The sequence below is a fragment of the Clostridium sp. CAG:43 genome (assembly GCF_000434655.1).
Classification (GTDB): domain Bacteria; phylum Bacillota; class Clostridia; order Lachnospirales; family Lachnospiraceae; genus Otoolea; species Otoolea fessa.
The window spans coordinates 23501-29550 of the sequence record NZ_FR895110.1 but is presented as its reverse complement, the minus strand read 5'-3'; the positions used below and the strand labels follow the sequence as shown (position 1 = coordinate 29550).

Here is a 6050-nt window from a genome sequence, read left to right as displayed (position 1 = left end):
TGATGGATGTCGGATTCGGAAGCACCCAGATCTCCCTCTTTGATGAGGAGGTACTGGTATCGACGCAGAACCTTCTGCTCGGCGTGCTGCGCTTAAGCGAAATGTCAGTACACTGGCGCGTCGATTACCGGAAGATCCCGGCGATCATCGACGAGCTGGTAGAAAATGAATTATACACATTCCGGAAGATATTTTTAAAAGAGCATCAGATCGAGACGCTGATTGCGACCGGCGAGACAATGAACTATATGATCAGCCGCGGTATGCATGAAAAAGGCGGGGCGCGGTTCACGGCAAAGGAATTTGGCGTGTTCTGCGAGAAGCTGATTGGAATGTCCTCGGAGGAGATTCAGGAGCGCTATGAGCTGCCGCAGGATTACGCAGAAGTGCTGATTCCAAGTGCGATTCTCTACCGGAAGGTATTAGACATGACGGGTGCTTCCTATATCTGGGCACCGGGGACGACACTCTGCGATGGTATCGCGGCAGAGTACGCACAGGAAAACCGTCTGGTCCGCTTCCATCATGATTTTGAGGCAGATATTCTCTCAACGGCGCGCCAGATGGCGAAGCGCTACCGCTGCCACGGCGCACATGTGCGCGAGGTAGAGCGGTCGGCGGAGATGATCTTTGATGCAACGAAAAAATACCATGGTCTGGGAGCGCGGGAACGCCTGCTTTTAAAGATCGCAGCGACCCTGCATGACTGCGGCAAGTTTGTCAGCATCACGCGCGGTTCGGAAAGCTCGTACCAGATCATCATGGATACGGAGATCATCGGAATTTCCCATCTGGAGCGCGAGGTTGTAGCCAATATCGTGCGCTACAACATTCAGGAATATGCCTACGATGAGGTCATCCTGGAGTCGGATCTGTCCCAGTATGCGGGGCTTGGAACCTCCCGGAGAGAGCTGACGATCCTGATTGCGAAGCTGACGGCAATTTTGCGTCTGGCCAATTCGATGGACCGCAGCCACCGCCAGAAGCTGAGCGACAGCCGCATCGCTGTGCGGAACGGCAGTCTGGTGATTACGACGGACTGTCCGGAGAGTATCGTGCTGGAGCAGTATTCATTTGACCAGAAGGCAGATTTCTTTGAGGAAGTCTTTGGAATACGGCCTGTACTCAGGCAGAAAAGAGGGGTATAAGGATGTCGGATGCAGTGTTGAAATACGGAGAACCTGAAAATTATGTAAACCGTGAACTGAGCTGGCTGGAATTTAACTACCGGATTCTGGGTGAGGCGCGCGATAAGACGACCCCACTGTTTGAACGCCTGAAATTTTTAAGCATCACGGCGTCGAACCTGGATGAGTTTTTCATGGTCCGCGTGGCATCCCTCAAGGACATGGTTCACGCCAATTATACGAAGCGGGATATTGCGGGTATGACGGCACAGGAACAGCTGGATGCGATCGATGGAAAAACGCATGAGCTGGTCGAGAATCAGTACCGGACCTACAACCGGATGCTCCTGCCGCTCTTAAAACAGCACGGTCTGCGCGTGGTCACCGAGCATGAGAAGCTTACGAAGGAAGAAGCGGTGTACGTTGATCGGTATTTTGAGGAATCGGTCTACCCGGTCCTCACGCCGATGGCGGTTGATTCCTCCCGCCCGTTCCCGCTTATTCACAATAAATCGTTAAATATCGCCGCGCTGGTCCGCAAGAAAAAGGGAGACGGCGAGCTGGAATTTGCGATGGTCTGCGTGCCGGGCGGGCTTCCACGCGTGGTGGAGCTGCCGTGCCAGGAGGGCAAATCTATCATTTATCTGGAAGAAGTCATCGAGCGGAACATCGACAAATTGTTCTTAAATTATGATATTATCAGCTGTCATCCGTTCCGTGTCATGCGAAATGCCGATCTGAGCATCGACGAGGATGAGGCGGAGGATCTGCTCAAGGAGATCGAGCAGAAGCTCAAGAAACGCCAGTGGGGCGAGGTCATCCGCCTGGATATCGAGAAAAAGGCGGATAAGCGCCTCTTAGACATCCTCAAAAAGGAGCTGCACGTTGGCGGGCACGCGATCTATGAGATTGACGGGCCGCTTGATCTGACCGTCCTCATGAAGGTGTTCGGTCTGCCGGGCTTTGATGAATTTAAGACACCGCCGTACACGCCGCAGCACCGCCGTACACGCCGCAGCCGGTTCCGGCGCTGATGAATGAGGATGATATTTTTGCCAATATCCGCAAAGGCGATATATTGCTGACCCACCCGTTTGAAACCTTTGAGCCGGTTGTCAATTTTATCAAGAAAGCTGCCCGCGACCCAGAGGTGCTGGCGATCAAGCAGACACTCTACCGTGTCAGCGGCAACTCCCCGATTATCGCGGCGCTCGCCGAAGCGGCGGACAATGGAAAACAGGTGTCGGTTCTGGTTGAGCTGAAAGCCCGTTTTGACGAGGAAAACAATATTCTCTGGGCGAAGATGCTGGAAAAAGCCGGCTGCCACGTTATCTATGGTCTGCTGGGACTGAAAACACACAGTAAGATCACGCTGGTAGTGCGCCGCGAGGAAGAGGGCATCCGCCGTTACGTCCATCTGGGAACTGGAAATTACAACGATTCGACGGCAAAACTCTACACCGACTGCGGTCTTTTAACCTGTGATCCGCTGATCGGTGAGGATGCGACTGCAGTCTTTAACATGCTGTCGGGTTATTCGGAGCCGCTTGGCTGGAACAAGCTGTCGCTGGCGCCGCTGTGGCTGCGCGGACGTTTTCTGCGCCTGATCCAGCGGGAAACGCGCAACGCCCGCGAAGGTATTCCGGCGCGGATCGTGGCAAAGATGAACTCCCTGTGCGATCGTGAGATCATTGCGAGTCTTTACGAGGCGTCCAATGCGGGGGTAAAAATACAACTCATCGTCCGCGGCATCTGCTGTCTGCGCGCCGGGATTCCGGGATTAAGCGAGAATATAACGGTCTGCTCGATCGTTGGAAATTTCCTTGAGCACAGCCGTATTTTCTACTTCGAGAACGACGGTGAACCGCAGATTTTCATGGGAAGTGCCGACTGGATGCCGCGAAACCTCGACCGTCGTGTGGAGATTCTCTTCCCGGTTGAGGATGAGAAGCTGAAAGCACGCATCTGTCACATCTTAGAGGTACAGCTTGCCGACAATGTCAAGGCGCAGTACCTGAGACCGGACGGAACCTACGCTAAACGCAACCGCCGCGGCAAAGAGCCGGTCTGCGCGCAGGATACCTTCTGTGCGGAGGCAGTACAGGCGGCGAAGGAGGCTGGAAAAAAGCAGGACCCGGCGGCGATGAGGGTGTTTATTCCGCTGGAACAATAAAGAAATTGCAGTTCGCAGATAAGCAAAATTCTCCAAAAATGTAATAAATTTTTAAAGCATAAATCCTCCCCATATGGTAAACTGGAAACAGGTATATTCGTCTGGTATTTCGCATAGAGATACCGGGAACCTGCATTACATATGAGGGAGGTTTTTTTATGTCTGAAATACACGTTCTGGTGGTGGATGATGAGAAAGAGATTGCCGATCTGGTGGAGATTTATCTGGTCAGTGATGGTTATAAAGTATATAAAGCATCCAATGCGTTAGAGGGATTGGAGATTCTGGAGAAGGAGACGATTCATCTGGTGCTTCTCGATATCATGATGCCGGGGATGGATGGTCTGGAGATGTGCCGCAAGATCCGGGAGACGAACAATATCCCGATCATCATGCTGAGCGCGCGCTCAGCGGATCTGGATAAGATTCTGGGACTGGGAACCGGCGCGGATGATTACGTGACGAAACCATTTAACCCGCTGGAGCTGACGGCGCGCGTCAAATCACAGCTTCGCCGCTATACGCAGTTAAATCCGCAGAGCGGTGCAGGAAACCAGGTTAAAAATGAGATCTCGATCAAGGGACTCACGATCAACAAAGATAATCATAAAGTGACGGTGTACGGCGAGGAGATCAAGCTGACGCCGATCGAATTTGACATCCTGTATCTGCTGGCATCCAATCCGGGGCGGGTCTTCAGCACCGATGAAATCTTTGAGAAGGTGTGGAATGAGAAAGTCTACGAGGCAAATAACACGGTTATGGTACATATCAGACGGCTTCGCGGCAAGATGAAGGAGGACACCCGACAGAACAAGATCATTACAACGGTCTGGGGGGTAGGATACAAAATTGAAAAATAAAAAAGATATGAGTCGCCGGTTCCGGACACGAATGGTCATGAACATCGTTTACAGCACCGTGGTGGCATGCCTGGTGGAGGTGTTTCTGATTGCCAATGTTTCGATGATCAGCAGCTATCTGCGGGAGACGCGGTACCGGGATTCTTTTTTCCTGCGCCTGACGGAGACAGAGACACTGATGGCATTTGTTTATCTTCTGTCGGGCATCGCGATCTTCTCAGTCACTTTTTTTGCCCTCCAGGAGCGGTCCATGCGCTATATCAGCCGGATCTCGTCCGCGATTCAGAATATTTCCGAGGGCGATTTGAATACGGCGATCGAGGTGCGGGGCGACGACGAGTTTACGGCGATGGCGGTCAATTTAAATAAGATGGTCGGGGATATCCGGAATCTGATGGACAAGGAGCGCGAGGCGGAGCGCACGAAGAACGAGCTGATTACCAATGTGGCACACGATCTGCGGACACCGCTGACCTCGATCATCGGCTATCTTGAACTTCTGTCCGGCAAGGTGGAGATTCCTGCAGAAATGCAGAAAAAATATATTGATATTGCCTATGCAAAATCGAAACGTCTGGAAAAACTGATCGAAGATTTGTTTGGTTTTACTAAAATGAATTATGGAAAAGTGGCAATGCACGTGTCGAAGGTGGACATCGTCAAACTGCTCAGCCAGCTGTTGGAGGAATTTTATCCGAGCTTCAAGGACAAAAACCTCTCCTACGAGCTGCAGAGCAATGTCCCGGGCAAGGTTATCACGGCAGACGGAAATCTTCTGGCGCGCCTCTTTGACAACCTGATCAATAACGCGATCAAATACGGTGCGGACGGAAAACGGGTGCTGGTGCAGATTCATGCGGAGGAAGAGGTCGTGACCGTTTCGGTGACGAACTACGGTTACGTGATTCCGGCGGACGAGCTGCCTCTTTTATTTAATAAATTCTACCGCGTGGAACAGTCGCGATCGACCAACACGGGCGGCACAGGGTTAGGTCTGGCGATCGCCAAAAATATCGTCGATATGCACGGCGGCACGATTCAGGTAACGAGCGATCTGAATGGAACGGTGTTTACGGTGCGCCTGCGGACGAATTTTGACATCAACAGGGAAAATTTCCAGATGCCGTAAAGGCGAGTGTGGGAAAGAATCCGATAGTACATTAGAAAGATAGGGAGAGAAAGGATGCAGAAAAAGAGGGGAATACAGTTCTTTTTTGCGATATTGATCGGATGGATGGCACTATTCTGCCTTCCTGCAGGGTACGCATATGCCTCACAGAAGGAAGCAGATGCGCCGCTGTCGATGGATGTTTCCTATGGATTTGACAATACGGCAAAGAGTGACCGTTACCTTCGGGTAACGGTCCTTCTGAATAATGATACAGCGCCGTTTGAGGGAACGCTGGAGTTCCTGACCGCGCAGTCCAGTCTGGAGGCGTACCAGTATTCCTATCCGTTATCATTGGCAGCGGGGGAGAAGTTTGAACAAGAATATTATATCCCGCTGGGTGTGCGGGCGGATCAGATGTTTGTATCGGTACAGGATGTAAACGGGAAAACGGTCATCCGGAAACGTCTGAAACTTGGTTCTGAGGAGGACGTTGCGGAGAGTTATATCGGAATTTTGACGGATACGCCGGAGGCACTTTCTTATTTAGACGGCGCGGGCATCCGATATGGGACGATTCGGACGCGGGCGGTTTTTCTGGATGCCGAGCAGGCACCGGATGACCGGCTGGGTTACGATCCGCTGGATCTGGTAATTGTGTCTGGATTTGACCTGGATTCGCTCAGCGATGTCCAGTATGAGGCGCTGCGGCGCTGGGTGGAAGACGGCGGTACGATCCTCTTTGGCGGCGGTGTGGATTATGCGAGAAATTATGGCAG

At 52.1% G+C, this 6050-nt stretch carries 3 protein-coding genes and 2 pseudogenes; all 5 read left to right on the top strand.

Annotation, left to right across the window (positions count from 1 at the left end):
- A partial coding sequence (locus QVO97_RS10605; protein ID WP_022360298.1) for a Ppx/GppA phosphatase family protein occupies nt 1-1148 on the top strand: 1148 nt, incomplete at its 5' end.
- Nucleotides 1149-1150: 2 nt separating this feature from the next.
- Nucleotides 1151-3300: pseudogene (locus QVO97_RS10600) on the top strand (RNA degradosome polyphosphate kinase).
- A 158-nt stretch (nt 3301-3458) separates the two neighbouring features.
- Nucleotides 3459-4163: a response regulator transcription factor gene (locus QVO97_RS10595; protein WP_022360295.1), complete on the top strand. Its 705-nt coding sequence runs from the start codon at nt 3459-3461 to the stop codon at nt 4161-4163.
- Between the two features lie 31 nt (nt 4164-4194).
- On the top strand, nt 4195-5292 hold the full coding sequence (locus QVO97_RS10590; RefSeq protein WP_022360294.1) for a sensor histidine kinase: 1098 nt from the start codon (nt 4195-4197) through the stop codon (nt 5290-5292).
- A 54-nt stretch (nt 5293-5346) separates the two neighbouring features.
- Nucleotides 5347-6050 (top strand): annotated as a pseudogene (locus QVO97_RS10585) (hypothetical protein); the annotation flags it as partial.